The sequence below is a fragment of the Ruegeria sp. YTSC004 genome (assembly GCF_059609805.1).
Map to the genome: position 1 here is coordinate 59,140 of NZ_JBXWMJ010000001.1, position 26,505 is coordinate 85,644.

Genomic DNA, 26,505 nt, shown 5'->3' on the forward strand with positions numbered 1-26,505 from the left:
GATGGCCGTCTCCGCCAACCCCACCGCTGACCTGCCGCGCCTTGGCATTGTGCTGATGCTGATGGCGTGGCTATTCTTTTCGTTGGTTGACCTTGGGGCCAAGTGGTTGGCGTTGGCCGGCGTGCCGGCATTTCAGTTGGCGTTCATGCGCTACGCGGGGCACTTTGTGATCTCTGTGGGTGTGATCGCCAAAGGCGGGATTGAGGCCAGCCGATTCAAGACCGACCATCCATGGCAGGTCATTAGCCGGGCCTTACTGCTGATCTCGGCGACCGTTTTCAACTTTTATGCCTTGCGGTTTTTGCCTCTGACCGTCGTGTCGGCAATCATGTTCTCAAGCCCGGTCATCGTGTGCTTCCTGTCCGTTTTCGTGCTGAAGGAGAGAGTAGGACCATGGCGTTGGGCGGCTATCATCCTGGGCTTTCTGGGGGTGTTGGTTGTCGTGCGGCCGTTTGGTTCGGCCTTTCATCCGACCATGCTGCTGATCGTCTATAACGCCACTGCGCTGGCCTTGTATTCGATCATGACGCGCAGGCTGTCCGGGGTTGTTGCGGTGGATACCATGCAATTCTACCTCGGGCTTACCGGGACGGTGGTCCTGCTGCCCTTCGCCATCTGGTTTTGGGTCCAGCCGGAAAACACCTGGAGTCTGATAGTCCTGATTAGCCTTGGCGTCTTTGGCTGGTGCGGGCATCAACTGCTGACTAACGCGCATCGGTTCGGAACGGCGAACCAGTTGATGCCATTCACCTATTCGTTCCTGATCTACGTTGCGATCTGGGGCTATCTGTTCTTTGACACTGTACCGGACGCATTCACGTTGGCAGGGGCTGCGCTGATCATGGTTGCCGGGCTCATCATCTGGAAAAGAGAAAAGAAATGACGCGAATTGCCTGCATCGGCGAAGCAATGATCGAATTGTCCATGCTGGAGACCGGCGCGAAGTTGGGCGTCGCCGGGGATACGCTGAACACAGCCATCTACATGCACCGCGCGGCTCCTGATCTGCAGGTGGAGTATGTGACATGTCTGGGCGACGACCCGTTCTCAGGGCGCATCGCGGACTTTGTCGCCAGCCATGGCATCGGGACATCCGGCATCCGCATCATTCCCAACGCTTCTCCGGGACTATACGCGATCACGACCTCTACGGACGGTGAACGCAGCTTTACCTATTGGCGCAGCGAGGCGGCCGCCCGCCAGCTTTTTGCCGATCATGACTTCAGCTCGCTGAAAGGTTACGACGTGCTGTACTTGTCAGGGATTTCCGTGGCCATTCTTCCGCATTCAGTAAGGCTTGCGCTTCTGGACTGGCTCGAAGGCTCTTCAGTCCGGTTGGTCTATGACAGCAATTTTCGTCCGCGTCTTTGGGACAGCGCCGAACACGCCCGGCAGATCAACCAACGGCTTTGGCAGCGTGCAGATATTGCCCTACCATCCATCGACGACGAGATGGCACTGTTCGGGGAAAGCGCGGATCAAGTGGCGGCACGCTTTACCGATCATCACGGTGTCGGTGCATTGAAACGCGGAGAGGATGGCCCTCTGCCCATTGGTCAGAACATTGACCAAACCTATGAGCCTGCCAAAAACGTGCTGGATACCACAGCGGCGGGCGACAGTTTCAACGGTGGGTACCTCGCAGCCTTGCTGACAGGAAAATCGCAGGCCAAGGCCCTGATGGCCGGACACAATCTGGCGTCCACCGTTGTTCAGTTCCGCGGCGCGATCATTCCCGGATAAGTGACGCGAGATCCTCAGCGCCAACAAGGTCCAAAAGTGGCACTACCGGATCTGGCTGTTTGACAGCCGAGGCGATTTCCAACGCGCAAGGATCGTTCAGCGTCCTGCCCTTGGCGGTCTCGGACATGCAAAAGGAGATCCAGGCCCGCATCCCTGCAATCACCGCCTGAGAGCTGGTCTCACGGAGTGTGGGAACAAACCGATACGGCAGCTTTTGGCTGCCATCCATCGCGATTTGGTCCAGACGGTGCGCCAGCTCGAGGTTTTCAAAGCGGCGCAACAAAGCCTCGGCATAGTCCGGAACCTGTACTTGCAGTGCTGCGGGCAGCGTTGCGCCCGCATCCTTCATCAACTCGGAAACCAGCGGGCGCAAAACCGGGTCTCGAACCGCTTCGTGGACGTAGGTCAGGCCTCGCTCCAAGCCGCCATAAGCCAACAGGGAATGGGCACCGTTCAACATGCGCAGTTTTCGCATCTCGTGCGGGGCTACGTCATCGACCAGTTGCACGCCCGGCCAATCTGGGTGCGGACCGGCGAAACTGTCTTCGATCACCCACTCCGAGAACGCCTCGGTCGGAACAGCCATAGGATCGCCGCTGATTGCGCGAACGGCGTCCGTGGTAGCCGGGGTGATCCGGTCGACCATCGCGTTTGGAAAGCGAACGGCATTCCAATTCACGTCCAGGCCGGCTGCATTCGCAAAATCGGCAACTGCCGTTCCGAGCGTTTTGCCGTTTTCCATGCGATTGTCACAGCTTAGCACCGTTACTGGCTTGCACCGTTCCGCAAGGCCATAAGCTAAAAAACCGATCAGCGTCACAGGCCCTTGCCCTGCCAGATCGGCGGCAATCGCTGGGTCCTGAAGATTCAGATTGCCCGCGGCGTCCAAATGGTAACCTTTCTCGGTGACGGTCGCCGAGATGATCTCGGCATCCGCCATCACATCGAAAATCTCTGTGCGATCATTGGGCACGACCAGAACGTCACGCAGAGCTTTGATGCGCCGGACGCCCTGCCCCTGTACGCACAAATCGTACTCGAAACCTTGTTGGGCCAATCCATCCCGAACCGAGGATGAACGCAGGCTGACGCCGACAACGTCCCATCCGCCAGCTTGATCCGTGTAGTCCAGCAAATGCGCCCGGGCGAAGTTTCCAAGGCCGAAGTGAAGAATTGTACCCATCTAGCTTTGCAATCCGTAAACTTGTTTCGCCAAATCGACAGCCAGCAACCGCGCAAGATGCTCAGCACTATCCCGACCGAAATAGCCGCGCGCAACCTGATCGGCCAAATGAATCGCCACTCCCCGTCGCCACAGGTCGTGCCGTGCAGGAATGGACAGAAAAGCCCGCGTGTCGTCATTGAATCCGGCCAGATTGTAATATCCGGACGTTTCAACAATCTGATCGAAATACCGCGCTATACCGGCTGGGCTGTCGTGGAACCACCAAGGCGGCCCGATCCTAAGGCACGGCCAATGTCCCGCCATGGGCGCCAGTTCACGGGCATAGGTGCTTTCGTCCAATGTGAAGAGTATGATGCGCAGTTCCGCCGAGTTTCCGACCCGGTTCAAAAGCGCCTCAAGGCCCGTGACCCAATTCATCGCGATTGGAATGTCGGCCCCCTTGTCCCGTCCGAAGTCCCGCATTACCGCGTCGTTCGTGTTGCGCTTGCTGCCAGCATGTATCTGCATGGTCAGACCATCATCGATAGACATCTGCGCCATTTCGATCAGCATATGTCCATAGAACCGGCGCGCGCCTTGTTCTGTACCTTCCCGCCGTCTCAGCCGTTGGTACAGCGCATCCGGGTCGTCCAGCCACTCGGTCTGCACACGTTCGATACCGTGGTCGGTGGCCGTACAGCCCAGCTGGATGAAATAAGCCCGCCGCATTCGCAGCGCGTTGAGGTAGCCATCGTAGCTGCCCAGATCACAGCCCGTCAGCTCGGCCAACTTTTTCAGGTTTTGTACGAACTCCGGGTCCGCCCCATCCAAAACCCCGTCTGGGCGGAACGTCGGAACAACTCGCCCACCCCAATCGCTTGTACGAATCTCCCGATGCTCAACGAGGCTGTCGAGAGCGGAATCTGTGGTGGCCAGAACCTCGATCCCAAATCTGTCGAACAAAGCCCTCGGACGAAATTCAGGTCGCGCCAACTTTTCTGAGATCTCATCGTAAACCTGGTCTGCCGTGCGCGAAGACAACTCCTCAGACACGCCCAGCGTTTCATGCAGCACGTAATTCATCCAGATCCGGGATGGCGTTCCCAGGAACAGATGCCAGTGCTCGGCAAAAGTGCGAAAAACGGCGCGAGGATCCTTCTTTCGCCCCTCTTCCCCAATGCCAAGTTCGGACAAGGGAACGCCCTGCGAATAGAGCATACGGAACACGTAATGGTCGGGAACCACCAGCAGTTCTGCCGGGTTGGGAAACGGCGCATCGGTTGCAAACCACCCCGGATCGCAGTGACCATGCGGAGATACGATCGGCAGGTCCCTGATGCCCAGGTACAGGTCTTCTGCCATGCCATTCAAATTACCGGTCAATTCTGCCTCCGATACTGCTGCCCGAAATTGTTAACACAGTTTTTAGTGGTTGCATCTTTCCCGTTCGAACCCGCAGACTGACCGGGTGATCCGGGGGAATGAATGAATATTGCGCTGATTGGTTTGGGAATGGTTTCGGGTACGCATTTGGCTGCAATTCGGGCATCGGATCAAGGCCTCAATCTTGCTGGCGTCCTTGGGCGCAATCCTGAAAAAGCAGCTGAGTTCGCGCAGCGAAACGACACCCGCGCGTTCAGCTCGGTCGAGGAAATCGCAAACGACCCAAACGTCGACTTTGCGATCATCGCAACCCCGCCCGATCAGCGCACAGAGTTGGTTCGGGTTCTTTCGACCGCTTCGAAACCGATCCTGATGGAAAAGCCCATCGAAAGAACGCTGGCCGCCGCGACAGCCATTGTCGAGCAGTGCGAGGCCTCTGGCGTGCCGCTGGGTATCGTCTTTCAGCACCGCGCCCGCGCCGCCTCGCAGGCGCTGAAATCAGCCATTGAACAGGGTGAGCTGGGCTCGATCGCCACGGTGGAGATCCGTGTCCCTTGGTGGCGTGATCAGAGCTACTATGAAGAGCCGGGTCGCGGCACTTACGCACGCGACGGAGGCGGTGTCATGATCTCGCAGGCAATCCACACGCTTGACCTTGCGATGTGGCTGCTGGGGCCGATCTCGGGCATTCAAGCCATGATGAGAAAAACTCCGTTACACGATCTCGAGGCCGAGGATTGGGCAGGTGCAATCTTTGAAACAGATAGCGGCGCAGTGGGTACCTTGATGGCGACAACGGCCGAATATCCCGGGGCCGCAGAGTCCATCACCATCCAGGGCACGAACGCCAAAGCGAATCTGGAGTCAGGTGTCCTGACCTTGACCACTTTCGATGGTCAGAAATCCACGTTTGGCGAAACGTCCGCCACAGGCGGCGGGCCCGATCCCATGGCGTTCACCCATGAATGGCACCAGGCGATCATAGAGGATTTTGCCAACGCACTCGCCGGTGTAACGCGACCCATGGCCACCGGACGCAGTGCCCTTTTGACCCACGCCGTCATAGACGCGATGCAGATCGCCAATCGAACCGGCCAGAAAACACGAGTCATCTCATGAGCCTGACCTGCGTCGCCCTTGGCCTGGACCACCGCCATATCTATGGCATGACCGAAAACATGCGCAAAATCGGAGTGGACTGCGTTGGCTATTGGACAAAAGGCGATCCGGAAACGCTGGCGGGCTACGTCAAAAGGTTTCCCGATATTCTGCGGCTGGCCCGACTGGAAGACGCCTTAACTTGCGGGGCGGATCTAGCGCTGATTTCGGCAATACCGGCAGATAGGGCCGCTTTGACAATCCGCGCCATGCAAAACGGCATGGACGTCATGAGCGACAAGCCGGGCTGTACGACGTTCGAGCAACTCGACCAGATCAAACGGGCGGTTGCGGACACCGGTCGCATCTGGTCGGTGAATTTTTCCGAAAGGTTTGAAACGCCCGTCAGCACCCGGGCGACCGAGTTGGTCGAGGCCGGTGCCATCGGGCGCGTGATCCAGACGGTCGGACTTGGCCCGCACCGATTGAACCGGGCAACTCGTCCGGAATGGTTTTTTCAGCGTGAACGCTATGGCGGTATTCTGACCGACATCGCCTCGCATCAGATCGATCAGTTCTTGCACTACACAGGTTCGGAAACCGCGGAAATCACAAACGCTTTTGTGGCGAACTACGCAAACCCCAAAGATCCCGGATTGCAGGATTTCGGAGAGCTCAATCTACGAAGCGAGAACGGCACCGGGTACATCCGGGTTGACTGGTTTACGCCGGATGCCCTGCCAAACTGGGGAGATGGTCGCCTGACGATCCTGGGCACCGAAGGCTATATCGAGTTGCGGAAATACGTTGATGTGGGTGGAGCCTCGGGAACAGACCATCTGATCCTAGTCAATGGTGAAACCTGCCAAAAGATCGACGCATCTGACGCCGGCCTTCCCTACTTTTCGCGCCTGGCCGATGACATCCGTAACCGGACCGAAACCGCGATGATCCAAACCCACTGCTTTACGGTCATGGAACTGGCATTGCACGCGCAGGAAATGGCGGAACGCAAATGATCAACATTGCGATCCTTGGCGCAGGTATCGGTGCGCAACATATAAGCGCACTGGAACGGCTTGACCGCAAATTCCGCGTAACCGCTGTGGTCGATCAGAATACGGACCGGATCGAACAGATTCGACAGAACTCGGATTTTCGATCTCTGACCAGCATTCAAGACGCACTGGATGATCCGGAGATTGATGTCATCGACATCTGCCTGCCGCCCCATCTACATGTGCCGACCACTCTTGCGGCATTGGCCGCAGGAAAACACGTTGTCTGCGAAAAGCCCCTTGCGACCTCGATGCAGGATGTGGATCGGATCGCGGCAGCCGCCCACAGCACGGGCAAGCATGTGTTTCCGGTTTTTCAATACCGGTGGGGCCCGTCACTGGCCCAATTGCGCCACCTGCAACGCGCCGGCCTGACCGGAGCGGTCCAAACTGCCGCGCTTGAAACCCATTGGTCCCGAGGGGCAGATTATTACGCGGTGCCGTGGCGAGGAACATGGGCCGGTGAACGCGGCGGCGCAGTGCTTGGCCATGCCATCCACAACCATGATCTGCTGACACATATCGCGGGTGATATCGCCTGGGTGTCAGCAATGACCACAACGCGGGTCAACCCGATCGAGACCGAAGACTGCGCCGCGATCTGCTTTGGCATGGCTTCCGGAGCTTTGTGCACAAGCAATATCACACTAGGCGCCGCCACGGACGAAACCCGCCTGCGGTTCGTCTTTGAAAAGGTGACCGCCACCTCTGGCACGGAACCCTATGCGCCGGGTCAAACGCCTTGGACATTCGTTGCGCGGGACCCGGTGGATCAAGCCGCTATCGACGAGGCCCTTGCAGCCGCCGCTGCCGAACCAACAGGTTTCGAAGGGTTCTTTACCGAAATCGGCAAGGCGCTGCGGTCCGAGGCAAATTCGGCCGCTACGCTGCAGGAAGGCGCCGCGTCCATCGGCCTCGTGACTGCGATTTATTACGCGGCGCGCACCGGGCAGCGTGTTGCCCTTCCCATCAAGCCCGATCACCCGCTGTATGAAGGATGGCTGCCATGAAACAATGCTGGCGTTGGTTCGGACCCGATGATCCGATCGCTCTGGCCGATCTACATCAAGTCGGGGTTCAGGGCATCGTTACTGCGTTGCATCACATCCCGCCTGGACTGCCCTGGGACGAACCGAGCATCGCCGATCGGCAGGCAGTTCTGGCCGCTGCCGGGTACAGTTGGGACGTTGTCGAAAGCCTGCCCGTCTCCGAGGCGATCAAGACGCAGTCCGCAGACATAGCCGAACATCTGCAGGCGTATAAGTCCAGCCTCAGGGCCCTGTCCGCCCGTGGCGTCAAAGTCGTGTGCTACAACTTTATGCCGATTCTGGATTGGACACGCACCGCCCTTCGCTCCCCGCAGCCGCATGGCGGAACGGCCATGCTGTTCGACCTGACTGATTTTGCAGTTTTCGACATATATATTCTCGAACGTCCGGGCGCGTCGGAAGACTATTCCAACGACGTCCAGCAAACGGCCGAGGATCGCTTCTTACGCCTGTCGGATGAATCCAAAGCCCAGTTGCAGCACAATGTCACTGCGGGGCTGCCCGGCGCCAACGATCAGTGGAGCGTGCAGGACGTGCGCTCTTTGTTGCGGACATATGCCGAGATAGACCGTGACCGGCTGCGCACAAATCTCATCGACTTCCTGTCTGAGGTCGCCCCGGTAGCTCAAGAATTGGGGTTGCGCTTGTGCTGTCACCCGGATGATCCACCCTTCTCGTTGCTCGGTCTGCCGCGGATCATGTCCAGTACTGAGGACTACGGCGCCGTGCTGGATGCGGTTGATGTGCCCGCGAACGGCGCAACCTTTTGTACCGGATCGCTGGGTGTTTCCTCCGAATTCGATGGGCCGGACTTCGTACGCAGGCATGGCGGCCGGATTCACTTTGTTCACTTGCGAAATACCCGACGCATCGCGGGGTCGGACAGACAGAAGCCGGATTTCTATGAGGCTCCGCATCTGGAGGGAGACACCGACATGGTCGGCACCATTCGCGAGCTGATGAACGAACAACGCCGCCGCAAATCTCAAGGGCGGGACGACTGGCAAATTCCGATGCGACCCGACCACGGACAAGAGCTGCTGAGCGATCTGGGCGGACACAGCACTCCTGGCTATCCGCTGATCGGACGAATGCGCGGGCTGGCGGAACTGCGCGGCATCATGACGGCGTTTTCCTGACACGTCGGATCAGGCTGTTTCTTTCCGTCCGTAACACTTCTTTGCTTGCCTGTGCGCGGTATTCCTCGTTTACTTACGTCACGTAAACGGGCAGCGGGGTGTCTTCCGGACTCGCCCGACGTCTGTTCAAGACGCGTGAAACTCCCGCGAAAACCGATGCCTGGAGGCATCAATTTTCGAAACGTCTACCAGACAGCAAAGACGGAAGAACGGGAGGAGTCCAAATGAAAACCACAGGCGTAATAGGTCTTGGCGACATGGGCAGCGGCCTTGCCAAGAACCTGATCAAGAATGGCTTTGAAACATCCGGTTTCGACCTGAGCGAGACACGCATGGCGGCATTTACCGACATGGGCGGCCTGCCCAAGGACAGCGTGGGACAGGTCGGTCGTCACGCCGCCAGCGTGTTTGTCATGGTGATGCACGGAGATCAGGCCCGCGATGTCATTCTGGGTGAAAACGGACTGGTTGCGAACATGGCCGAAGGCGGAACTGTCATCCTGTCGGCGACCATTACCCCGGCCGAAGCAAGCGCCATCGGGCATGACATGGAGGGCTCCGGCATCCACCTGATCGACACTCCGGTCTCGGGTGGGTTTCCCGGCGCGCAGAACGGCACATTGACGATGATGGCTGCCGGTGCCGCTGATGTGCTGGACCAAAACGCCGAAGTCATGCAGGCAGTGTCGGCAACCATTCACCGGGTCGGAGAAAACGCCGGTGACGGGCAAACCGTGAAAGCCTGCCTGCAATCCCTTATCGGGTCGATCTTTTCCGCCACATTCGAGGCTGCGGCCCTGGCGGCCAAAGCCGGTGTCACCGGTCAGGCATTGCTTGACGTGTTCTCATCCTCCAGCGCGGGGTGCGGCGTCGTGAATACCGCCCTTGAAAACATCATTGATCGCAAGTTCGAGGCTACCGGTAGTCATATCGCAACTATGCACAAGGACCTGACGATCTCTCTGGCACTGGCCGGTGCGTTGGGCGTTCCTATGCACACTGCCTCGTCCGCAATGCAGATCTTTCACGCCGGAAAAACCAAATACCCGAACGGCGACAACTGGGTGTGTACCCGCGTCATCGAAGAGATCGTTGGCGCAGAATTGCATCGCTGAGAGGACAGGATATGAAACTAGGTGTGATTTGCGACGGCATTTCCCGCGATCTGCGGCAGGCCGTGGACGTAATGGACGAATTCGGCCTGGACTATGCAGAGCTACAGTTCGTGGGCGACACCGAGGTCGGGGACCATTCCCCGCAGGAAATTGCCGAGATCGACGCGCTCTTGCGCGACCGGGGCAAGCTTGTGTCGTGTCTGTCGCGCCATATCTTTGCGGGGATGACAGCTGCCAACAGGCCCGGCGACAACCTGCACACCCGACACATGGACGCCTTGAAACGCGTGATCGACATGGCGCATATCGTGGGGTCTCCGCTGGTTCGGATCATGACCCAACGAAAAGAGCAGATACTCTGGGGAAAAAACGGCGCCGAGAAGTGGAACGTGGCGCATGGGGTATGGGACTCGATGCCGCCGCTGATCGCGCCGGCGGTTGAACTTGCCAGGGCTGAGGGCGTGACGCTTGTCGTAGAAACCGGAAACGGCACGCTGGTCAATTCCAACTATACAGCCCGCAAACTGATCGACGAGTTGGATGCAAAGGATGCGTTGAAAATTCTTTGGGACCCCGGAAACAATTGCTGGTGCCATGAACTGGCATACCCGGACGGTTACGAAGAACTGCGCGGCGGCTATCTGGGGCACATTCACATCAAGGACGTAAAGGTCGACACGCCACGGGCAACGCTGGAAGTGCGCCGCATGGGGGAAGGTCAGCTTGCGCCTCTGTTCCAACCCATCGCGGACGCGCTCAGATCCGACGGCTATGATGGCGTGATTTCCTTCGAAAGCGTTTATCATCCCGGCAACGGAAATTTCGAAGATGGGTTTCGTCTGTGCATAGACAGGTTCAAAGGCCTGTTTGCATGAATGAAAGCTTTAGCGTGTTACAAATTAAATTCTTAAGCCTCAAAGTTGAATGCCGAATGGGGTGCGGAAAGCTGGGCGTATTCGCGCAAAATCAAGGAAAGGATCGGATGGATGAAGCAAGAGTTTTTTGACTTGTCCATTGAAACGCCCGGCAAATCCCTCACCGACATCAGCGGGGTGGTTCAGCGTACGGTGTCTGAACATGGATTTGGCTCGGGCCTACTGACCCTTTGGTGTGTCCATACAGGTGCCGCGCTGTTGGTACAGGCCAATGCCGATCCCGAGGTGGTCAAGGATATCGAGACGTTCTTCGAAGAACTGGTCCCCAAGTCACCAGGCAAATATCACCACCGCCCGACCGAAGACGACAACGCGCCATCGCATCTGCGCGCGCTGGTGACGCAAACGCAGGTGTCCATCCCGGTCGAACAGGGGCAACTTCCGCTGGGCCGCGTACAAAGCCTGTACCTGTTCGAACACCGCGAGGCACCCAAGACGCGGCGATTGAAGGTGCACTACATCGGGACGTGATGCCTTGGGTCCCGTGGCGCGTTGACGGTGTTACCGCCCCATCCAGCCCCCGTCGACAACAAGGATTTCACCGTTGACGTAGTCCGACGCTGCAGAAGCCAGAAAAACCACGGGTCCGGCAAAATCACCAGGCGTACCCCAACGGCCCTGGGGTGTTCGTTCCAGAATCGACTTCGACCGAACCGGATCGTCCTGCAAAGCTTGGGTATTGTCGGTCGCGATGTAGCCGGGGGCGATTGCATTCACGTTCACACCCTGCCCGGCCCATTCATTGGCCAAGGCCTTGGTCAGCTGTCCAATCCCACCTTTCGACGCCGCATATCCGGGAACGGTGATGCCGCCCTGAAACGTCAGCAGCGATGCGGTGAAGATGATCTTGCCCGAGCCGCGCGCCAGCATTTCCTTACCGATCTCGCGAGACAGAACGAATTGCGAGGACAGGTTGACCTCAATCACTTCGTCCCACCAGTCGTCCGGGTGTTCGGCGGCTGGCTTGCGTTTGATCGTGCCGGCATTGTTGACAAGGATATCAGGGGTTTGTCCGTCGGCCCTCAACTGATCAATGAACCCATGCAGCGCGGAGCGGTCCGAGAAGTCGCATTGGTAAGCCCGGAAACTGCGCCCCATCGCCGTGACGGCTTTTTCGACCTCCGAGCCGGACAGCTCGAGCGAGGCGGACACTCCGATAATATCAGCTCCGGCCGATGCCAATGCCTCGGCCATGCCGCGCCCGATGCCGCGTTTGCACCCGGTCACAAGTGCCGTTTTTCCCGTCAGGTCGAAACTTTGCAAAACACTCATGAACGCGGTCCTACTTCGATCAGGCTTTTCATTGCGGTTGGGCTGCGATCCAGTGCTTCGAACGCAGCCTGAATGTCTGACAGAGGGCTGACGTCGGTAATCACAACATCCGCGTCCACTCCGCCCGAAGCGACAACTGCGATCGCCTTCTCGTAATCCTCCGGCTCATAGACCCGAGCACCGATCAGTTGCAGCTCTCGCCAGAAGAATTGGAACAGGTCGATATGGGGTTTTTGAGCATGGATCGCGACCATCACGATCCGGGCCCGCGTCGCGGCAACCGCTGTCATCGCATCAACACCGGGCTGCGTTCCCGATACCTCGAAAACTACATCCGCCCCTTTGTCGCCCGTGCGCCCGTTGATCGTGGCCACCAGATCGGTTTCGATTGGGTTGATCGTGTCAAAACCAAGCTTTTCGGCAATGGCCAAGCGGTTTGGGTTCACTTCGGAAATCACGACGTTTCCGCCCGCGTCCCGCGCAACCATGGCAACCAGGATGCCGATCGGGCCGCCGCCGATGACGACGACGTCCTCGCCAGGTTGCAGGCCAGACAAGCGCACATCGTGGCAGGCAACGGCGACCGGCTCGATCAGCGCCGCGTGATCCATGCGCAAGTCATCCGGTAGAACGTGCAAGGTGTGGGCCGGAACGGTCCAGATCTCTTGCATGGCACCATCGGTATCGAGGCCGAGAAACTTGAGGTTCTGACAGATATGCTGATGCCCCCGTTTGCAGACCGGGCATTCTCCGCAGTGATCCAGCGGTCGGACCACGACCTTCTGGCCGGGTTTTACCGTATCGACGCCCTCGCCCACCGCTTCGACGACACCTGACATTTCATGTCCAATCACCCGATTCAGGCCGACACGGGCATCCATGTTGCCGTGGTAGACGTGCATATCCGTCCCGCAAATCCCACAATAGGCAACGCGAACAGCAGCCTCGCCGGGGCCCGGATCCGTCGCTTGGGCTTGCTCTACAACAAAGCTCTTGTTGCCCCTGTAGTATGCCGCACAGATCGTCTCGGTTGTCATGTATGCATCTCCATGTGTTCCGCATTCAGTTTGTCCCAGTCGAATTCCACTCCGGTTCCCGGTGTATCCGGGGCCACGGCCATACAGTCTTCCACAACCAGCGGACGGGTCGTGTACTGATCTATCGGGAATGAGTGTACTTCTAGCCACCCTGCGTTGGGTTGCGCGGCAACAAGGCTGACGTGCAGCTCCTGCATCCCATGACTGCAAACCGGAATGTCGTACTGTGCGCTTAGCCCGGCCACGCGCAGCCAACCGGTGATCCCACCGCAGTTTGAGGCATCGGGCTGGATGAAACTCAACTTCGCGTCATCAAAGGCGTATTCGAATTCGTGAATCGTGTGTAGGTTTTCACCCATGGCAAGGGGAACGCCCGTGGCTTCGGCAATTCGGCCATAGCCTTTGTAATCGTCTGGAATTGTCGGCTCCTCGAACCACAGGATATCGCAGTCGGCGAACCCTTGGGCGGCCTCGATGGCCTGCTCGACGCTCATGGAGTAATTCGCATCGACCATGAAGAACCGGTCCGGCCCCAGCATCTCGCGCACTGCCCGGGCACGTGCAAGATCGTCGACCAGATCCGGTTGCCCAACCTTGATCTTGACCGCGTTGAACCCACGCGCAAGGTAGCCTTCGGTCTGCCGCAGCAGTTTCTCCAACGAGAAATTCAGGTCGATCCCGCCGGCATAGGCCTTGCACCGTTTGGACGCTCCACCAGCCATTTGCCACAGTGGTGCATTCTGCGTTCTGCCACGAATGTCCCAAAGGGCAATATCCACGGCCGAGATGGCGAACGATGCGATCCCGCCCCGTGCAACGTAGTGCACATGCCACTGCATGGCATCGTACAGGCTTTCGATCTGTTCGGCGTCTTGCCCAACCAGGAACGGCGCCAGGTCATGCTGGATCATCGCCAGAATGGCATGACCGCCCTTGCCGCCCGTATAGGTATACCCAACCCCCTCGACCCCATCCGTCGTTTGAATGGTGACGGTGATCAATTGAAAGAACGTGTGATCCCCATGTTTGGCATCGACCAGGACTTCGGCGAGCGGGACGTTGAACAGCCGCGCTGAAACACTTTCTATGCGATTCACGAACCCAAGACCTTCTGCTGCCTGGCAATAACCCGAGACTGTAAAAGGATGACCGCAAAAAGAAAGCCTCCACGTATGACCATCTGCCAATAGGCGCTGAAACTGATGGTCCCCTGACCGTTTTCAAAGTTCAGAACGTTGAAGACCAGCCCCAGCAGCAGCGCGCCGGCCACCGTCGCGGGGATCGACCCCATTCCACCCGTCAACAGAGTGCCGCCCACAACGACGGATGCGATGGCCGACAATTCCCATCCGATGCCCTCAAGGGGTTGTCCGGCTCCAAAGCCCGAGGCCAGAAAGACGCCAGCCAGCCCTGCGCAGCCGCCCGAAAGCAGGTAGACGAAAGCCTTGGCGCGATTCACCTTCAGACCCATGAGGTTCGAGGCATCCTCGCTGCCACCGATCGCCAAGACGGTCCGTCCGATGGTTGTTCTTTCCAGCACCAGCCACAGTACCAGCGTCAGTCCGGCCACTATGACTATTGCCCATGGAAACAGACCAAACGCCTGCCCCATGCCAAGCTTGGTAAAGTTCGACCCCCAATCAACCGAAATTGTCTGGGCGCCCGAAATCACCAATGCGCCGCCTTTTGCGGCAAGCATGGTCGCCAGTGTGGCGATGAAGGGCGGAATCCGAAGGATGATGATGCAAAAGGCGTTGATCGCTCCGAAGCCCACCCCGGCAAGCACGGCCCCCGGCAGCGCAACCTGAATCCCGTATGGGCTGAGATAGGCCGCAACAACCGACGTAAAGGCCGCAACGGATCCAACCGACAGATCAATCCCGCCGGTCATGATCACAAAACACATACCCAGCGCAATCGCGATGAACATCGCGTTGTAGTTCAGGAAAGACGAGAAATTGTAGGCGCTACCAAAGTTGTCATAGCGCATCAGCCCAAACAGGATCAAAGCCAGCAGTGCGATCCACACCGTCACCGAAGCCGAATTGCGCCGAAGGTACTTTCGCAGGTCAAAAGCCGTTTCATCCAACATCGATCAAGCCCTCCGGAACTGCTGGACCCAGACGGCCAGGATAATAATGACCGCTTTGGCGATCAGTGCAACTTCGTCCTCCACCCCGTTGGCCAGCAATGTATATTTGACCAGCTGGATGATCACGGCGCCCAGTATGGCACCAAAGATCGGCGCCCGTCCGCCTTGTAAAAGAGCCCCGCCAACGACAGCGGCCGCGATGGCGTCAAGCTCCATCAGATTGCCGTTGCGCGCGGCGTCCGAGGCCGAGTTGATCGCAACCACGATCAGACCAGCCAAGCCCGCAAGCACCGCGCAGATGACATAGGCCCCGATCTTGACCCGCCGGACGGGACCACCCGCCAGATAGGCCGCGCGTTCATTGCCGCCGATCGCCAGCAGGTAGCGGCCCCAAGTGGTTCTGGTGATAACCCAGAACAGCACACAGGCAATGGCCAGCGCCAGCCAACCCTGGAACGGCAAGCCAAGCACCTTGCCGGTTCCAAGATAACTGAATGAAGGGTTTGAAAATGTCTGCAGGTTGCCATTCGTCAAAACCTGGGCAATACCGCGACCCGAGATGAAAAGAATGAGCGTCGCAATAATGGGCTGCACGTTCAACACGGCAACCATCACGCCGTTGAATACCCCGCATAAACCCGCGACGAACAGAGGCAGGACAATGGCCAAAATGACGCCAAGCATCGGATTGGCGGCGCCCAGATCCGACAGAAAGATCAGCGGGGCCAACGCCCCCGCCAGAGCCATGACAGCGCCAACCGACAGATCAATTCCACCCGTGGCGATGACCAGCGTCATACCCATGGCCACGATGGCGATCGTGGCAACCTGGCTGATATTCACGAACAGGGTCTGCAGCTGCAGGAAATTGGGGGTGAAAAACGCGTTGAACACCAGCAGGGCGACCAACGCGGCGATACCGCCATGAAAGCGGAAGGGCATCGATGCGACCCGTTGCGGCAACTTCATTGCGCGGTCCATGAACCAGTTCCTTCTTCATGATGCGCAAGCGCGCGCACCAATATGTTCTCGGTAATCCCGGGGTTGGTCAGTTCCTTGACCGAGCGCCCTTCGTGCATGACCACGATGCGGTCGGCGCCTTCCACCAGTTCTTCGAATTCCGAACTGATGAGGACGACGCCAAATCCTTTCTCGACATAAGACCGAATGAACGATTGGATCTCTCGCTTGGCGCCGACATCTACGCCTCGGGTCGGTTCGTCCAGTATCAGGATGTCTGGCTGCGTCGCCAGCCAACGGGCAAGCAGCACCTTCTGCTGGTTGCCGCCGGACAACTCGCGAATGGGTTGGTCCATATGCGCCGCCTTGATGCCCAGATCGTCGATGAAGGCCTGAACGATCTCGCGCTCGCGGGCAAAATCGATCTGACCACGGCTGGCTAGTTTCGGCAACAGGGCCAACGTTATGTTCTCACGCACGGACATGTCGGGAATAATCCCTTCGGCCTTGCGATCTTCGGTCAGAAAGCCGACCCCGTTTGCTATCGCTTCACCCGGTCCGGACGGTTGCCCGACCGCACCGTGTATCTCGATTGCGCCGCTGAGTGCTCCGTCCACTCCGAACAAGGCCCGCGTCGCCTCAGTCCGGCCTGAGCCCAGCAGCCCGCCCAGCCCAACAATTTCCCCGCGGTGGAGCGTGAGGTCGAAATGCGTCAGTCGTGGGCCAGTCGAAACAGAGTCGGCCCGCAGAACGATATCGCCTTTCTTAGCCTTGGCGCCGGCGAAGTCCGTCAAACCGTCTGCCGCAATCTCGTCCTTGTTGCGGCCCAGCATGTCCGCGATCATTTCCAGCTTGGTCGTGTCCTGGACATTGCGAGTGCTGACAGTGCGCCCGTCGCGCATCGTTGTGACCCGATCGCAGATCTGGAACAGCTCATCGAGGAAATGCGAGACATACAGAACGGACACGCCCTGTTTCTTCAACTCGCGCACCACACCGAACAAAACCTCGACCTCGCTGGCATCAAGCGACGACGTCGGCTCGTCCATAATGACCAGCTTCGCGTCCAGCGACACCGCTCGCGCTATCGCGACCAACTGCTGGATCGCAGTCGAGAAATTCCCCAGAGGCTCGGTTACGTCGATATCTATGCCAAAGCGCGCAAGAACCTCGCGTGCGCGCCTGTTACACTCGCGCCAGTCGACCAGAAAGCCCAGGCGTTTGGGCTCGTACCCCATGATGATGTTCTCGGTCACTGACCGCAGCGGCACCAGGTTGAGCTCTTGATAGATTGTGGCAATTCCGTATTTCTGCGCTTCGCGCGGGGTAGAAATGCGGCTTGGCGCGCCCGTCAGATAGACGTCACCGGCATCCCGGCCGTAAACTCCGGTAAGGACCTTGATCATCGTCGATTTGCCGGCACCGTTCTGCCCGATGAGTGCGTGAACTTCGCCGGGTGCTATTTCCAGACTGGCCTGGCTGAGTGCTGGAACCTCAGCAAAAGACTTGTCGATCCCCGACATCGAAACGAGCGCGTTCATGATATCTCGTACTCCAATTGCTTGCGGGCAGCGCTGACACTCAGCCAGCACCACCCAACAGGGAGAATCAATAGGCTTCGTCGATGTGATCAGCGGCGTTGTCTTGCGTAAAGATCCGGTCTTCGACCTTTACCCACTCAGGGATCTGCTCGCCCGCCGCATACTTCTTCATGACATCACAAGCCAATGGGCCAAAGAAGGGGGAGCTTTCTACGGTCACGCCCATCTTGCCATCGATAATTGCCTGAAGCGCATCACGCGTTCCATCAATCGAAACGATGGTCACGTCCTCGCCTGGCTTGCGGCCGGCCAGTTCCAGAGCCTGGATCGCGCCGATCGCCATCTCGTCATTGTGGGCGTAGACCACGTTCACGTCGGGGTGCGCCTGTAGCAGGGTTTCCATCACCTGACGACCCAGATCGCGCGCAAAGTCACCGGTCTGAGAAGCCACGATCTCAAAGCGGTCGTCCGCTGCGATCGCGTCGTCGAAACCCTTTTTACGGTCATTTGCAGGTGAAGAACCAGTTGTGCCCTCCAACTGGACGATAACGCCCTGGTCGCCGTCAAAATTGTCCATCAGCCATTGCGCGGCCCGGTTGCCCTGATCAATGAAGTCCGATCCTAGGAATGCTACGAAATGCTCGCCTGGCTTGGCGACGGCCGGATCAACCGAGCGGTCCACGAGAAAAGTCGGAATGCCGGCGGCGCGTGCTTTCATAACGGCCGGAATCAGTGGCTTTTCTTCCCTTGGAGGCAGAAACAGAACGTCGATGCCTTGTGCGATCATGCTGTCCACATCTGCTACCTGCTTGGCCGCTGATCCAGCTGCATCCGTCGCGACAAGGTCCCAGCCGCAGGCCTCGGCCGTGTCATGGAACGATTTGGTCTCGGCAATACGCCACGGATTGTTCGACTCCATCTGCGCAAAGCCGACTTTGTAGCGCTCCTTCTGCTCAAGCTGTGGCAGATCCTGCGCTATCGCAGTCGTGCCCAACAGCGCACCCGCGACAACCGTCGAGATCAAAAGAGTTCTGCGTTTCATGGTTATTCCTCCTCCATTGGTGCGGTCGCCTCCGTTTTGACCGCGAGTTTTAGGTCATGCCCAATTCATGTAAGTCGTCTGCTTCCTCAGATAGCCATCGAAGCCATAAGCGCCGTCTTCACCCCCAACCCCGGACATACCCCAACCGGTATGAAATCCCTGCACGGCCTCGCCATTGGAGCGGTTCAGGTACAATTCGCCGAACTTCAAACGGCTCGGGGCTTCCATCAATCGCCGGTGCGATGCCGTAAAGAGATAGGCAGACAGCCCGAATGATGTGTCATTCGCTGCGTCTATCGCCTGATCAAAATCATCGACTCGCATTGCTGTCGCCACGGGGCCAAAGACCTCCTCTTGCATCGCGGCATTGCCGTTGTCTGAGACCTCAAGAACCGTCGGGGACATCCAGTGCCCCTTATGGTGCGCCCCGTCCGTCAGGGGCCCGCCTGCAAGATGAACCGTGGCGCCTTCGGCGATGCTGCGCTGGATGATCTCGACGACCTTGGTCACTTCGGCCTTGCTGACTTTGGGACCCAAATCGCAGTCGTCCATCGGATCCCCGATCGACAAAGCGCGGGCCGCGGACACGAATTTTTCCAGGAACTGATCCGCAATGCCGCGATGCAGATACATACGCTCGTTGCAGGTGCAAATCTGGCCGCAATTGGCAAACCGGGCGGCAATGGCGGCCGAAACGGCGGCGTCAATATCCGCATCCTCCATCACGATGAACGGAGCCTTACCGCCAAGCTCGAGCCGGACAACCTTGATCCGGTTGGCCGCAGCGCGAAAAATCTCTTTCCCGGCGCGTGTGCTGCCGGTCATTGTAATCAGTGAAGTATCGGGGTGTTCGACCAACCGCTGCCCTACCACCGGCCCCTTGCCTGTCAGAACATTAAGAACACCAGGCGGAAACCCGACCTTGTTGGCAAGCTCGGCGACCGCAAGACCGGACAGCGGCGTGATTTCGTGCCCCAACAGAACAACGGTGTTGCCCGCGACCAGCGCGGGTCCGACCTTCCTGGCGGCCAATGCCAACGGATAGTTCCAGGCTGTCAACGCAACAACAACGCCATAAGGATGACGCCGGATCTGGATTTCCTCGGACTCGTTGTCCGATGCAACTATGTCACCCGAAATCCTCCGGGCCTCTTCAGCCGCATGGCAAAGAAAGGTGACGGCAGCATCCACTTCACCTCGGGCTTGCGAGATCGGCTTGCCCTGCTCGGCGGTTATCAGAGCAGCCAAACGACCGGCGTCGACCCGGACGGCCTCAGCGAGTCTCAGGACCAGCCGAGCCCGCTCGATCGCCGGGCGCGAGGACCACGAGCCAAAAGCCCGATGGGCCGCCTCGACCGACGCATCCGCGTGAGCGGCGGCGCCATCTGGAACCAGCGCAACGATCTCTTCATTTGCAGGGTTTTCGACAACAACCGTGTCCGCGTCAAAGTCGACAAAGCGGCCATCGATGAACATCGAATGCCGAACGACTGGACCCAGCTCCCCTACTACAGACCGCAATTTCGCCTCCCGCGCTTGCTCGGTCAAACCACAATGGCGACCGCACCACCGATCAAAACACTAATAATATTATTTCGTCAACACTAATATTAATTACTATCAACTAATATTAGTTGCACGTCCTCCGCATAGTCGATAAAAAGGATACGAACAAAAAGGTTGAACGATGAACGATCAAGCGAACAAGGCCGGGCAACACAGGGGTGTAGGACGAGTCGCGGGCCGGCAGCGCATAACGATGCACGACATTGCACGCGTCGCCGGATGCTCACAAACGACAGTATCGCTGGTTCTGAACAAGAACGATTCCGTCAAAATCTCCGAGGACACAAAGCAACGAGTCCTGGATGCCGCCAACACGCTTGGATACGCCATGCCCTCTCAACTCAGGAAACCCCAGGACAGCGCGCGCCGGCCCGCGGCGCTGGACGGGACCATCGCTTTCGTCGTGGATGATCTGGCGTCAAGCCCCGAAATGGTGAACGCTTTTAACGGGGTGAAACAGGCCGTTCGGGACACCGGTAATCTTGTATTGCTGGCAGAAACCCAAAACGACCCCGAGGTCGAGCCCAATACGCTCCGGTATTTCCTCGACCAACAGGTTGCGGGCATCATTTACGCAACCGTTTTCACCCGGCGGGTGGTCGTTCCGGAAATCCTCAGGCAGACCGCAACCCCGGTTATGCTACTGAACTGCTTTTGCGACGACCTCTCCTTTCCTGCGGTGATCCCCGGCGAAGTCGCTGCTGGACATACGGCGACCAACGCCCTGATCAAGGCCGGGCACAAACGGATCGCCACAATAACCGGTGAGCCGTTCATGGAATGCGCCGCTGGACGAACGACCGGGTACAGAAACGCCTTGGCTTCCGCCGACATTCCGTTCGACGAGGACTTGGTTGTCGAAGGCAATTGGTTGCCCAGCGCCGGATATGCCGCCACGCGTGAATTGATGGATCTGCCCTCTCCGCCAACCGCCATTTTCTGTCAGAATGACCGCATGGCAATCGGTTGCTATGAGGCACTCAAGGAACTTGGCCTTTCAATCCCCGAGGACATCTCGGTCATCGGATTTGACGATGACGAAACCGCGCGGCACCTGTCGCCACCCCTGACCTCGATGATCCTTCCCACCCGGGCGATGGGACGCTGGGTCGTCGAACAGCTATTCCACGGGCCGACGGATGGTCAGAGGCACCCACTCGTAAAGCTTGAATGCGAACTGGTCGAGCGCGACTCGATCAGCGAACCCAAACGCCGGACCTGAAGGCGAAATCATGACGGAAACCTTCGATCACATCGTAATCGGCGGCGGCTCTGCCGGCGCCGCAGCTGCAGCGCGACTGGTCAACCAGGGCAAGTGCAGGGTTCTGTTGCTGGAGGCCGGGCATTCGCACCGCCATCCGTTGCTGGACATGCCGCCGGGTATCTTCAAGATGATCAACGGGTCCAAGTTCATGACCTATCACCAGACCGAACCGCAGGACCACCTTGACGGCCGCGTGCATGACATTCCGCAGGCCAACGTACTTGGCGGCGGGTCGTCCGTGAATGCGCAGGTCTATATGCGCGGTCGCCCTTCCGATTATGACGCTTGGAACGACCTACTCCGAAATACCAACGACAGGGTTGGTTGGGGATGGGACGATGTGCTGCCCTATTTCCGCAGGATGGAAGACAACAACAGACTTCACAATGACCTGCATGGCAGCAACGGTCCGCTGCAGGTCTCGGATCCGGGGCATATCGACGAAATGTCCCGTTGGTTCGTTCAGTCGGTGCAGGCCCTTGGCGAACCATTCAACACTGACTTCAACGGCGCAACACAGCGCGGTGTCGGCTTCTATCAATTCACCAATCGCGCCGGAAAGCGCAGCTCGTCAGCTTATGCTTTCCTCGACCCTCTCGAGAAAAACTCTAATTTGATCGTCCGGCTTGGCGCAACGGTCAGCAAAGTCATTGTCGAAAACGACAGGGCTGTCGGTGTGCAGTATCGCGACAAACACGGGTTCCACACCGTCCAGTGTGATGGTGAGATTGTCCTTGCGGCGGGCGCTCTGGTCACGCCGAAAATCCTATTGCTGTCGGGTATCGGACCGGATGCACATCTTGCCGAACACGATATTCCCGTGGTCTGCTCAGTGCCTGGGGTCGGCCAGAACTTGATCGACCACCCCGAAGTTCCAATCACCGCCTTTGCAAACGGTCCATACGGATATTTCAAACAAGGTGAAGGCTGGCGGATGCTGCGAAACGGCATACAGTTCAAACTGTTCGGCAGCGGCCCCGTGACTTCGGCCGGGGTCGAAGCCGGCGCGTTCGTCAATCCTTCGGCTCCTGATGGAGAACCAACCATCCAAGCCTTTTGCGTTCCCATCGTATATCTGGATCGCGACGCGCTGGACGAGGTGCAGGATGACTTTGGCCTGACCGTTACGACCGTCGTGGTGAAACCGAAATCACGCGGAGAGGTTCAGCTTCGTTCGAACGATCCTCTCGCCATGCCTGTGGTCTCGCCCAACCTTCTGAAGCATGAAGACGACATGCAAGAGATGATCCGGGGACAGCGGTTCTTTCGCCAGGCATTCACGTCCGGCCCGCTTGCACAAAGGATCCGCGAAATCGTCATTCCGATAGCGGACGACGAACAGACGCTGCGAGCACATTGTAAGAGATTCGTAAAAACCAACTATCACCCGGCGGGCACTGCCAAAATGGGCCGGGACGGCGACGGTATGGCAGTGCTGGACGCCAGAATGCGTGTGCGCGGGATCGAGCGCTTACGGGTTTGCGACATGTCCGCAGTGCCTGACATCAACGCCGGCAACACAAACGCACCTGCCATGATGCTTGGCGAACGATGCGCCGACCTGATCCTTGGCATCGGATCAGCACGCGAGGGACGCAATTCTTAACCTAAGCTGCGGCGTCGTCCGTCATTGATCCGATTTCTGGCGCAAAAAATGGCGTCGCGCTGCCCGCCCGACCGAAAACGGATTTTCCTAGATGTTTTCCGACTAATTCGAACTAGCCTCAGTTTGCCGCGGAAACCGCGAACCTATCCGGAACAAAGTTGACGCCACTCTCTAAGGGCGGCGGCGCGGGTCAGCTTGAATGTATCTCTGCTGGTGAGATCGCTCCTTGTTAAAGTGGTTGTAGACGGAGGAATGGACGGAGGCGAATGTCTGTAAACTTCGCACCCGCCTGAACCGCTGCATTACGCGTTCGCGTCGTCGAAACGGCAGGTGCGAATTCTCGACGCGGTTGTTGAGCCACCTGCCCGTCTGTTGTTTTTCAAGCGCGCCCAGTTCTCTGAGAGCGGCTCTGTATGAGGCAAAGCGATCCGTGACGATGGTTTCCGCTTTGCCGTGTCGCTTCATCAATTTCTCAAGGAATTTCAATGCTGCAGCATTGTTTTGGCGCTTGGTGACAACAGCTTCCAGTACCTCGCCTTCCTGATAAACGGCCCGCCAAATATAATGCCGCTTGCCATTTACCTTCACGAAGACCTCGTCGACGTGCCACTTCCATTTGGAGAACGCGCGCAGCAGCTGAACACGTTTCCGCCTTATATCAGCAGCAAACATCGGGCCAAACCTGTGCCACCAAAATCGAACAGTTTCGTGGCTCACGTCGATGCCTCGCTCGTGCACCAGATCTTCGACATTCCGAAGCGAGAGCGGGAAAGGATGTACAGCATCACCGCAAAGCGGATGATCTCGGGACTGGTTTTGAAGCATTTAAATGGTGATCGTCTTTCCATCCACAAAGGCTATGAATGCCCCCTGCCCGCCTCAAGCCAAGTTCTTCTGACAAAACCTACATTGCAGCGATTCAGACATCAGTCAGAGAGCCTTGCGCGCCAGACCTCAAATCGTTCAAGAACGTCTGGGTCGGTTGCAGGATAAAGTCCGATTACGGGGGTGTTTTTTCGCACTTCTTCCAGAACGAAGCGTTCGAACAACTCCATTGGGCCTGCCTCGATCGCAATGTCATCGGCGAGGTGACGTGGGATAATCATGACACCATCGCTGTCACCCAGAACGATGTCACCAGGATAGACCGCCACGCCGCCACACCCGATTGGCAAACCGACATCAACCGCATGATGTTTCGTAAGGTTGGTTGGGGCAGATGGTTTTGCGGCAAAGACTGGCATCTCAAGTGCTGCGGCACCGTCGGCGTCGCGAATGCCACCATCCGTGACAACGCCCGCTGCTCCGCGCATTTCTAGTCGCGTCAAAAGGATCGAACCTGCCGAGGCCGCCGATGCATCCTGCCGACAATCCATGACCAATACCGCGCGTTCAGGACATGTTTCCACGGCCACGCGCTGCGGGTGATCTGGCTCACGAAACGCCTCGATCGGGTCGGTGTCAGGCCGTGCAGGAATGTAGCGCAGTGTAAAAGCCGGGCCGACAAGGGAGGGCCTACCCTTGCCCAATGGGGCAACGCCTTGAACATAGGCGTTTTGATAACCGCGTTTGTAAAGCAGCGTGGCTACAGTCGCTGTGCTGACCTTTGACAAGCGATCAAGCGTATCCGGATGCAGTTTGATCATTTCGGCAGGCTGAGGGTTCGGCAAGGGCTGGATCCTTCTGCTAAGGCTGTAGGCAACTATCGAGCAGGCTTTGGTTGATGGGAACAAGTGCACCTTTGCCTTGCACGACATGCCCTGCCAGTTTGCAGGCCAGTGCTAAGCTGTCAGGTAAGGGTGTATCCGTTGCCAGCCCCGCCAGAATGCCAGCGTTGAAACTGTCGCCTGCAGCAGTCGTATCCACAACCGAGGCCAGAGGCGGAACATGGACAGAGCCCTCTGCGCCGCGAGTACGATAAAGGACCGTTTCTGCGCCATTCTTGACAACGATCGTTTCCGCGCCCGCCCTTGCATAGCGCTGCAAAGTGGCCGCGGGTTCCTGGTCGCTGAACCAACGTGCCTCGTCCTCGAACGATGGCAAAGCGATATCGCTAACTGCGGCGGCCTGCATGATGTTCTCGGTCATCTCAGAGGGGCTGTCCCAAAGATGCGGGCGCAGATTGGGGTCGAAGGCAATCCGTTTTCCGGCGCGCCGCGCTGACTGAGCAACGTCGAGCAAGGCGGCGCGCCCTTCAGGGTTCAAGATTGCCAGAGTGATGCCCGAGAAATAGATGAGATCTGATTGCGTCATGGCGCGGGCAAGTGCTTGCTTGTCTTGGGCCAACAGGCGTGCGGCCGACTGGCCGCGCCAATAGGTAAAGCTGCGTTCTCCATTGTTTAGCGTGATAAGATACAACCCCACTGAACGGTTTGGCACGATCCGCACCTGCTGGGTGTTGACCCCGCTTTCGCGCATCGCAACCAGCATCCGGGACGAGATGGCATCATCTCCGACGGCGGTAAAATAGGACAAGGGCGTTTCGGGTGTGAGTTGGGCCAGATACCAAGCTGTATTGAACGTGTCTCCGGCGAACCCCATTTGATACGTGCTTGGCGCGTCAGTTGGAGCCATTTCGGCCATGCATTCACCTATCGCGAGAATTCGCATATTCCGGTTTCCAGTACTTCGAAGTTTGACAAACGGTAGCGTTCGACAATTAGGTAACCTGTTCTGCAGTGGTCACGAGAACAGCATCCCACCATTAATATCGACATTGGTCCCGGTCAGATAAGCCGAGTCCTCGCTTGCCAGAAACGCCACGAGGTTCGCAACGTCCTGAGACTGGCCTTGCCGCTTGAGCGGCGCAGCAGCTTCTAGCCCCCGACGGCCTGCATCGGGAGTATGTATGTTATGGAAATCCGTGTCGATCATGCCTGGGCAGATTGCGTTGACACGGATATCAGGACCCAGTTCTTTTGCAAGACTACGGGTGAGCGTCATGACCCCGCCTTTTGACGTTGCATAAGCCGACGCACCCGGGCCACCACCGTCGCGACCCGCCTGACTGGCGATGTTTACAATGGCCCCGGATTTCATATGCAGCAGTGCCGCTTTGACCATAAGAAACGTGCTGGTCAGGTTGAGATCCATGACAGCCTGCCAATGCTCAAGCGACATCTCGGCGATTTTCTTGCGCGCGATCAAACCTCCGGCATTGTTCACCAGAATGTCCAGGCTGCCATAGGTATCGACCGTCTTGGCGATCAACGCATCGACCTCTTCGGGTTTGTTCAGGTCGCCTTGCATTGCAAACGCCTGTCCACCGATCTTTTTGATCTCGGCTACGGTTTCCTCGGCGCCGGCACTACTGGCGAAGTAGTTCACCGCGACATTCACCCCTTCGGAGGCGAGTTTGACAGCGCAGGCGCGCCCGATATCGCGGCCACCACCCGTGACAATTGCGGTCTTTCCCTGAAGTTTCATGGTTGCTTTTCCCG

Annotated in this window: 24 protein-coding genes and 1 pseudogene; 11 read left to right on the forward strand and 14 right to left on the reverse strand. The window is 58.0% G+C overall.

The annotated features are described in order from the left end of the window. The first annotated feature begins 1 nt into the window (after position 1). A complete protein-coding gene (locus AC2FFP_RS00280; protein WP_496780457.1) occupies positions 2–883 on the forward strand; it encodes a DMT family transporter in 882 nt (293 codons plus the stop codon). After that, complete coding sequence (locus tag AC2FFP_RS00285) at positions 880–1,743, forward strand: sugar kinase (protein WP_496880607.1); 864 nt, start codon at positions 880–882, stop codon at positions 1,741–1,743. Before AC2FFP_RS00280 ends, AC2FFP_RS00285 begins: the two co-directional genes overlap by 4 nt. On the opposite strand, the gene AC2FFP_RS00290 is transcribed toward AC2FFP_RS00285, so the two are convergent. Next, positions 1,730–2,926 (reverse strand): mannitol dehydrogenase family protein, encoded by a 1,197-nt coding sequence (locus AC2FFP_RS00290; protein ID WP_496880608.1) that lies wholly within the window; start codon positions 2,924–2,926, stop codon positions 1,730–1,732. The genes AC2FFP_RS00285 and AC2FFP_RS00290 overlap by 14 nt on opposite strands. Then, on the reverse strand, positions 2,927–4,270 hold the full coding sequence (gene uxaC / locus AC2FFP_RS00295) for a glucuronate isomerase (protein WP_496880726.1): 1,344 nt from the start codon (positions 4,268–4,270) through the stop codon (positions 2,927–2,929). It abuts the gene before it with no gap. Between the two features lie 123 nt (positions 4,271–4,393). On the opposite strand from uxaC, the gene AC2FFP_RS00300 reads away from it, so the two are divergent. From AC2FFP_RS00300 to AC2FFP_RS00330, 7 genes are all read left to right on the forward strand, one after another. Beyond that, a complete protein-coding gene (locus tag AC2FFP_RS00300) occupies positions 4,394–5,410 on the forward strand; it encodes a Gfo/Idh/MocA family protein (protein ID WP_496880609.1) in 1,017 nt (338 codons plus the stop codon). Then, entirely contained in the window at positions 5,407–6,408 is a 1,002-nt protein-coding gene (locus AC2FFP_RS00305; RefSeq protein WP_496880610.1) for a Gfo/Idh/MocA family protein, read from the forward strand. The genes AC2FFP_RS00300 and AC2FFP_RS00305 overlap by 4 nt, the downstream gene beginning before the upstream one ends. Next, positions 6,405–7,457, forward strand: a complete 1,053-nt coding sequence (locus AC2FFP_RS00310) for a Gfo/Idh/MocA family protein (protein WP_496880611.1) — start codon at positions 6,405–6,407, stop codon at positions 7,455–7,457. The genes AC2FFP_RS00305 and AC2FFP_RS00310 overlap by 4 nt, the downstream gene beginning before the upstream one ends. Next, complete coding sequence (gene uxuA, locus AC2FFP_RS00315) at positions 7,454–8,635, forward strand: mannonate dehydratase (RefSeq protein ID WP_496880612.1); 1,182 nt, start codon at positions 7,454–7,456, stop codon at positions 8,633–8,635. Before AC2FFP_RS00310 ends, uxuA begins: the two co-directional genes overlap by 4 nt. A 224-nt stretch (positions 8,636–8,859) precedes the next feature. Then, entirely contained in the window at positions 8,860–9,750 is an 891-nt protein-coding gene (locus AC2FFP_RS00320) for an NAD(P)-dependent oxidoreductase (protein ID WP_472723369.1), read from the forward strand. A gap of 11 nt (positions 9,751–9,761) precedes the next feature. Next, positions 9,762–10,625, forward strand: coding sequence for a sugar phosphate isomerase/epimerase family protein (locus AC2FFP_RS00325; protein WP_058274695.1), 864 nt, complete (start codon positions 9,762–9,764; stop codon positions 10,623–10,625). 111 nt (positions 10,626–10,736) lie between these two features. Next, on the forward strand, positions 10,737–11,156 hold the full coding sequence (locus tag AC2FFP_RS00330; RefSeq protein ID WP_496780454.1) for a secondary thiamine-phosphate synthase enzyme YjbQ: 420 nt from the start codon (positions 10,737–10,739) through the stop codon (positions 11,154–11,156). Positions 11,157–11,186: 30 nt separating this feature from the next. Here the strand turns inward: AC2FFP_RS00330 and AC2FFP_RS00335 are convergent, their stop codons facing one another. The 8 genes from AC2FFP_RS00335 to AC2FFP_RS00370 all read right to left on the reverse strand — a co-directional run bounded on the left by AC2FFP_RS00335 (position 11,187) and on the right by AC2FFP_RS00370 (position 20,150). Next, positions 11,187–11,957, reverse strand: coding sequence for an SDR family oxidoreductase (locus AC2FFP_RS00335; protein WP_496713107.1), 771 nt, complete (start codon positions 11,955–11,957; stop codon positions 11,187–11,189). After that, positions 11,954–12,994 carry a zinc-dependent alcohol dehydrogenase gene (locus AC2FFP_RS00340; protein WP_496713105.1) on the reverse strand — a complete coding sequence of 347 codons (1,041 nt, stop codon included), beginning with the start codon at positions 12,992–12,994 and terminating at the stop codon, positions 11,954–11,956. The genes AC2FFP_RS00335 and AC2FFP_RS00340 overlap by 4 nt, the downstream gene beginning before the upstream one ends. Then, the gene (locus tag AC2FFP_RS00345) at positions 12,991–14,091 is read right to left on the reverse strand and encodes a mandelate racemase/muconate lactonizing enzyme family protein (RefSeq protein WP_496780453.1); all 1,101 of its coding nucleotides are present in this window, start codon (positions 14,089–14,091) and stop codon (positions 12,991–12,993) included. The genes AC2FFP_RS00340 and AC2FFP_RS00345 overlap by 4 nt, the downstream gene beginning before the upstream one ends. Continuing rightward, the gene (locus tag AC2FFP_RS00350) at positions 14,088–15,086 is read right to left on the reverse strand and encodes an ABC transporter permease (protein WP_170586048.1); all 999 of its coding nucleotides are present in this window, start codon (positions 15,084–15,086) and stop codon (positions 14,088–14,090) included. The genes AC2FFP_RS00345 and AC2FFP_RS00350 overlap by 4 nt, the downstream gene beginning before the upstream one ends. 3 nt (positions 15,087–15,089) lie before the next feature. Then, positions 15,090–16,067, reverse strand: coding sequence for an ABC transporter permease (locus AC2FFP_RS00355; protein WP_093961696.1), 978 nt, complete (start codon positions 16,065–16,067; stop codon positions 15,090–15,092). After that, complete coding sequence (locus AC2FFP_RS00360; RefSeq protein ID WP_496880613.1) at positions 16,052–17,587, reverse strand: sugar ABC transporter ATP-binding protein; 1,536 nt, start codon at positions 17,585–17,587, stop codon at positions 16,052–16,054. The genes AC2FFP_RS00355 and AC2FFP_RS00360 overlap by 16 nt, the downstream gene beginning before the upstream one ends. Before the next feature lie 67 nt (positions 17,588–17,654). Further along, complete coding sequence (locus tag AC2FFP_RS00365) at positions 17,655–18,629, reverse strand: ABC transporter substrate-binding protein (protein ID WP_496769796.1); 975 nt, start codon at positions 18,627–18,629, stop codon at positions 17,655–17,657. 54 nt (positions 18,630–18,683) lie between these two features. Then, positions 18,684–20,150, reverse strand: a complete 1,467-nt coding sequence (locus AC2FFP_RS00370; protein WP_496769800.1) for an aldehyde dehydrogenase family protein — start codon at positions 20,148–20,150, stop codon at positions 18,684–18,686. Between the two features lie 166 nt (positions 20,151–20,316). Between AC2FFP_RS00370 and AC2FFP_RS00375 the strand changes: the two genes are divergently transcribed. After that, the gene (locus tag AC2FFP_RS00375; protein ID WP_496769802.1) at positions 20,317–21,417 is read left to right on the forward strand and encodes a LacI family DNA-binding transcriptional regulator; all 1,101 of its coding nucleotides are present in this window, start codon (positions 20,317–20,319) and stop codon (positions 21,415–21,417) included. Positions 21,418–21,427: 10 nt separating this feature from the next. Further along, a complete protein-coding gene (locus tag AC2FFP_RS00380; RefSeq protein WP_496769804.1) occupies positions 21,428–23,065 on the forward strand; it encodes a GMC family oxidoreductase in 1,638 nt (545 codons plus the stop codon). Positions 23,066–23,208: 143 nt separating this feature from the next. On the opposite strand, the pseudogene AC2FFP_RS00385 reads toward AC2FFP_RS00380, so the two are convergent. The 4 genes and pseudogenes from AC2FFP_RS00385 to AC2FFP_RS00400 form a co-directional block, all read right to left on the reverse strand. Beyond that, positions 23,209–23,913 (reverse strand): annotated as a pseudogene (locus tag AC2FFP_RS00385) (IS6 family transposase). A 78-nt stretch (positions 23,914–23,991) separates the two neighbouring features. After that, entirely contained in the window at positions 23,992–24,711 is a 720-nt protein-coding gene (locus AC2FFP_RS00390) for a ribonuclease activity regulator RraA (RefSeq protein WP_496880614.1), read from the reverse strand. Between the two features lie 40 nt (positions 24,712–24,751). Continuing rightward, positions 24,752–25,675, reverse strand: coding sequence for a sugar kinase (locus AC2FFP_RS00395; RefSeq protein ID WP_496843510.1), 924 nt, complete (start codon positions 25,673–25,675; stop codon positions 24,752–24,754). A 72-nt stretch (positions 25,676–25,747) separates the two neighbouring features. Further along, positions 25,748–26,491, reverse strand: a complete 744-nt coding sequence (locus AC2FFP_RS00400) for an SDR family NAD(P)-dependent oxidoreductase (RefSeq protein ID WP_496780446.1) — start codon at positions 26,489–26,491, stop codon at positions 25,748–25,750. Positions 26,492–26,505: the final 14 nt, after the last annotated feature.

Excerpts from the sequence above, each read along its gene's own strand:
- AC2FFP_RS00280 (WP_496780457.1), top strand. The coding sequence starts at position 2 with ATGGCCGTCTCCGCCAACCCCACCGCTGACCTGCCGCGCCTTGGCATT.
- AC2FFP_RS00285 (WP_496880607.1), top strand. The coding sequence starts at position 880 with ATGACGCGAATTGCCTGCATCGGCGAAGCAATGATCGAATTGTCCATG.
- AC2FFP_RS00290 (WP_496880608.1), bottom strand. The coding sequence starts at position 2,926 with ATGGGTACAATTCTTCACTTCGGCCTTGGAAACTTCGCCCGGGCGCAT.
- uxaC (WP_496880726.1), bottom strand. The coding sequence starts at position 4,270 with ATGGCAGAAGACCTGTACCTGGGCATCAGGGACCTGCCGATCGTATCT.
- AC2FFP_RS00300 (WP_496880609.1), top strand. The coding sequence starts at position 4,394 with ATGAATATTGCGCTGATTGGTTTGGGAATGGTTTCGGGTACGCATTTG.
- AC2FFP_RS00305 (WP_496880610.1), top strand. The coding sequence starts at position 5,407 with ATGAGCCTGACCTGCGTCGCCCTTGGCCTGGACCACCGCCATATCTAT.
- AC2FFP_RS00310 (WP_496880611.1), top strand. The coding sequence starts at position 6,405 with ATGATCAACATTGCGATCCTTGGCGCAGGTATCGGTGCGCAACATATA.
- uxuA (WP_496880612.1), top strand. The coding sequence starts at position 7,454 with ATGAAACAATGCTGGCGTTGGTTCGGACCCGATGATCCGATCGCTCTG.
- AC2FFP_RS00320 (WP_472723369.1), top strand. The coding sequence starts at position 8,860 with ATGAAAACCACAGGCGTAATAGGTCTTGGCGACATGGGCAGCGGCCTT.
- AC2FFP_RS00325 (WP_058274695.1), top strand. The coding sequence starts at position 9,762 with ATGAAACTAGGTGTGATTTGCGACGGCATTTCCCGCGATCTGCGGCAG.
- AC2FFP_RS00330 (WP_496780454.1), top strand. The coding sequence starts at position 10,737 with ATGAAGCAAGAGTTTTTTGACTTGTCCATTGAAACGCCCGGCAAATCC.
- AC2FFP_RS00335 (WP_496713107.1), bottom strand. The coding sequence starts at position 11,957 with ATGAGTGTTTTGCAAAGTTTCGACCTGACGGGAAAAACGGCACTTGTG.
- AC2FFP_RS00340 (WP_496713105.1), bottom strand. The coding sequence starts at position 12,994 with ATGACAACCGAGACGATCTGTGCGGCATACTACAGGGGCAACAAGAGC.
- AC2FFP_RS00350 (WP_170586048.1), bottom strand. The coding sequence starts at position 15,086 with ATGTTGGATGAAACGGCTTTTGACCTGCGAAAGTACCTTCGGCGCAAT.
- AC2FFP_RS00355 (WP_093961696.1), bottom strand. The coding sequence starts at position 16,067 with ATGGACCGCGCAATGAAGTTGCCGCAACGGGTCGCATCGATGCCCTTC.
- AC2FFP_RS00360 (WP_496880613.1), bottom strand. The coding sequence starts at position 17,587 with ATGAACGCGCTCGTTTCGATGTCGGGGATCGACAAGTCTTTTGCTGAG.
- AC2FFP_RS00365 (WP_496769796.1), bottom strand. The coding sequence starts at position 18,629 with ATGAAACGCAGAACTCTTTTGATCTCGACGGTTGTCGCGGGTGCGCTG.
- AC2FFP_RS00375 (WP_496769802.1), top strand. The coding sequence starts at position 20,317 with ATGAACGATCAAGCGAACAAGGCCGGGCAACACAGGGGTGTAGGACGA.
- AC2FFP_RS00380 (WP_496769804.1), top strand. The coding sequence starts at position 21,428 with ATGACGGAAACCTTCGATCACATCGTAATCGGCGGCGGCTCTGCCGGC.
- AC2FFP_RS00390 (WP_496880614.1), bottom strand. The coding sequence starts at position 24,711 with ATGATCAAACTGCATCCGGATACGCTTGATCGCTTGTCAAAGGTCAGC.
- AC2FFP_RS00395 (WP_496843510.1), bottom strand. The coding sequence starts at position 25,675 with ATGCGAATTCTCGCGATAGGTGAATGCATGGCCGAAATGGCTCCAACT.
- AC2FFP_RS00400 (WP_496780446.1), bottom strand. The coding sequence starts at position 26,491 with ATGAAACTTCAGGGAAAGACCGCAATTGTCACGGGTGGTGGCCGCGAT.